This is a genomic window from Rhodovulum sp., assembly GCF_011048875.1.
GTDB classification, from domain to species: Bacteria; Pseudomonadota; Alphaproteobacteria; order Rhodobacterales; family Rhodobacteraceae; genus Rhodovulum; species Rhodovulum tesquicola.
In genome coordinates, this window is sequence record NZ_DSDD01000405.1 from 1 (window position 1) to 2,954 (window position 2,954).

Here is a 2,954-nt window from a genome sequence, read left to right on the forward strand (position 1 = left end):
CGGGATCGAGGCGCTCAGGAAACGCTATGAAACCGAATTGGAGGACATCCTGCGGGCGGGGCAGGCGGCGGGGGTGTTCGACCTGCCCGATATCAAGCTCTCCACGCTGGCGGTGATCGCCATGCTGACCGGCGTGACGACATGGTATCGCGATGCCGGACGGCTCAGCCGCGAGCGGGTCGCGGGGCTTTACTGGGACATGGTGCGCAAGGCGGTCGCCGCCTGACGGCGGGGTGGACGGCGCCGGGAAAAGACGACGCCCGGCGAAGCGATTCGCCGGGCGCGGGAACCGGCCATGGGGCGCTTTCTTACTTCTGCACCTCGCCGGTCATGATGCCGCGCAGGAACTTGCTGAAGCCGCCATCGCCCGTGCTGCTGGCCGCGCCGCCCTGGGTGGTGTTCAGCTGGGTGTCGAACATGGTTGCCCTGTCGCTGAGCAGCGGCCAGCCCATCTTGCTGGAGAAGATGGTGGGCTTGTCGGTCATCAACTCGACATGGCCCTCGCCGCGCCCGCCGAGCAGCGGCCAATTCATCTTCGAAGAGAACGGGGTCGGATCGGCCGTCGACAGCTCGACATTCGACTTGCGGTCGCTCAGCAGCGGCCAGTTCATCTTGGACGAGAGCGGGGTCGCGTCGTCGGAGAGCTGCGAGGGCATTTGCATCTTGTCAGTCATGGTCCACCTACGTTGATCCTGTCCACCAAAGCGAATTGGCTTCTGCATCAGGATGCCTCGTTATGCGCTGCGGGCAAGGTGCCTTTTCGCCGCGTCTCGGGTTCCGCGGCCTGATCGCACCCGATTTGCCCGCCGCCGGTGCAGTCTAGGCGAATGTTCGCCCGAATCCGAGCCGCGGTTTTGCCTTGGCCCTGCCCGCGGCCCCGGCTACACGATGCCCTGCGATCCACCAAGGGGAGGCGGCAAGGGCCGATGAGTGACGAACTCGCCGTTTTGCATGTGTCCGCACCGCGCCGGATCTTTGCGTTGGGCGTCCTGATGATGCTGGCCTTGCTGCTCTTGCTGGTGGCGCTGGTGCAGCCGCCGGAAGACCTGGTCTGGCGCGGATTCCTGGCGGTGCTGGGCCTTGCAACCCTGGTGCTGGGTGAGGCAATGCGCCGCGCCACGACATGCGCGCTGCGGCTGACCCGTGCCGGTCTGGTCGACAGCGCCGGCCGCGAACTGGCCCGGTTGGACGAGATCCTGCGCGTCGAGCGCGGGGCCTTCGCGCTCAAGCCATCCAACGGGTTCACCGTCCTGCTGAAGGCGGGCAGGCCGCTTGCCTGGGTGCCGGGGATCTGGTGGCGGATCGGACGACGGATCGGCGTGGGCGGGGTCACCTCGGCCTTCGAGGCCCGGGCGATGGCCGATATCCTCGCGACGGTCCTGATCGAGCGTGACCGCGCGGAGACGCCGCAGGAGACGGACGGGCGCTAGGTCCGCGCGCGGTTTCCCGGCCGCCCTGTGACGCACGGAGCGGCGCACGGTCCTTCCGGCCTTGGCGATCCGGTCCCGGGCGTCCTCGCCCGGATTATTCACGACCCCATATGATTGGCCGTGAGACGGTGTTTTGTGCGATGGAGCAATGACGAGCGCGCGCGTGATCTGCGTCCGGGTTAACGGCGGACGGCGGTGTCATCTGGGGCTTTTCAAGTTGATGTTTCAGGGTGAGCGGGGCGCGATGGTGGGCGTCATGCCGGGTGTGGCGGGGCGAGCGCGTCGAACAGGAGCCGGATAAGGTTCTGGCGCGGGCATGAGGCCGGCAACGTCATGATGATCCGGGTTTTCTTCTCGACGATGGTCGCCGCCAGCTTGACCAGATGCAGGCGCAACCTGTCGAACTGGGCGTGCCGCCACGGGGAGCGTTTTGGACATGCGGCGCGCAGCGTCCACCACAACCAGTAGGCGGCACCCGTGCAACAGTGAGCCGGGACCGTGGCCCCGGTGGGGCCGCGTAAGCCCGGTGAACGCGCATCTGATTGGCACTGGCCTTCGTGCAGGACGTGCGGTCGGAGGCGAGATGGCTCTTCCAGCCCTTGATGTGGTTTTCGGCCCGGCCGCGCGCGCAGTAGAGCGTCTCGTCGAGGTGTTTGCCGCGCCCGCCCGTCAGATTGGTCAGGATATAGCGCGTATCACGCCCCATGGGACCAACCTCGACCCGGGCGATCACCCGGCGTTCTTTCGACCAGGACCGGGCCGCGTAGAAGAAGGCCTTGAACCGGCGCAGTTTCTGGTCGGTCTTGCGGGCATAGCGGTCCGCCGTGGAAGCCTTCAGGGTTTGCACCTGCTCCCGCAGCCGCGGGTTCTTCGACAGGCCGAACACGTAGCGCAGACCGAGCCTGTCGCACAGGTCCAGAACCTCCGGAACGCCATAATGGCTGTCGGCGCGCAGCACGATCTCGACCTTCGGCCAGTGGCGGCGGATCGCCCGGATCAGACGCCGGATATGGGCGGCGGCCTCCTTGCCGGTCGGGCGGCGCGCCGGGCGCAGAACTGCCCCGACAAGACGCCCGTCACCATCAAGGACCGTGATCGGCTGGAAGCCGTATTCATCGTAATAGGCATTGAACAGGCGCAACTGCTGATGGCCATGGACGGCGTCAAACTTGTCGTCGATATCGAGCACGATCTGACGCGGCGCACGGGCAAGGGACGCGCAGTAAAACCGCACCATCTCATGCGCCATCCGGATCAGGGCCCTTGTGTCGGCGAGGTTCTCCATCCGCGAGATCGTGGGCTGGGAGCTGAGCGCCGCGCCGGTCTCGGGACCCCGCTCGAGGGCGAGCCTGAAGCCTGGGTCATGGCGCAGATCGGCGGCATCGTTGCCGTCCTCGTATCCGGCCGCGATCATCATGATCCGGAACCGGATAATGTCTTCCAGGCTGTGCCGCACCTTGCCCGGCGCGCGCAGATCCGTGAGGCAAGACGACAAAAGACCCGCCAGATCGGTCCGATGTTCGA

2 protein-coding genes and 2 pseudogenes are annotated in these 2,954 nt (G+C 66.5%); 2 read left to right on the forward strand and 2 right to left on the reverse strand.

The annotated features are described in order from the left end of the window. Positions 1-226, forward strand: a pseudogene (locus tag ENN83_RS14040) (TetR/AcrR family transcriptional regulator); the annotation flags it as partial. An 82-nt stretch (positions 227-308) separates the two neighbouring features. Here ENN83_RS14040 and ENN83_RS14045 read toward each other — a convergent pair. Further along, entirely contained in the window at positions 309-674 is a 366-nt protein-coding gene (locus ENN83_RS14045; RefSeq protein ID WP_287187936.1) for a hypothetical protein, read from the reverse strand. Positions 675-926: 252 nt separating this feature from the next. On the opposite strand from ENN83_RS14045, the gene ENN83_RS14050 reads away from it, so the two are divergent. After that, positions 927-1,430 (forward strand): hypothetical protein, encoded by a 504-nt coding sequence (locus ENN83_RS14050; RefSeq protein ID WP_287187938.1) that lies wholly within the window; start codon positions 927-929, stop codon positions 1,428-1,430. Positions 1,431-1,684: 254 nt separating this feature from the next. Here ENN83_RS14050 and ENN83_RS14055 read toward each other — a convergent pair. Beyond that, a pseudogene (locus ENN83_RS14055) lies at positions 1,685-2,954 on the reverse strand (IS1380 family transposase); the annotation flags it as partial.

Coding starts and splice junctions, on each gene's coding strand:
- ENN83_RS14045 (WP_287187936.1), bottom strand. CDS start 674: ATGACTGACAAGATGCAAATGCCCTCGCAGCTCTCCGACGACGCGACC.
- ENN83_RS14050 (WP_287187938.1), top strand. CDS start 927: ATGAGTGACGAACTCGCCGTTTTGCATGTGTCCGCACCGCGCCGGATC.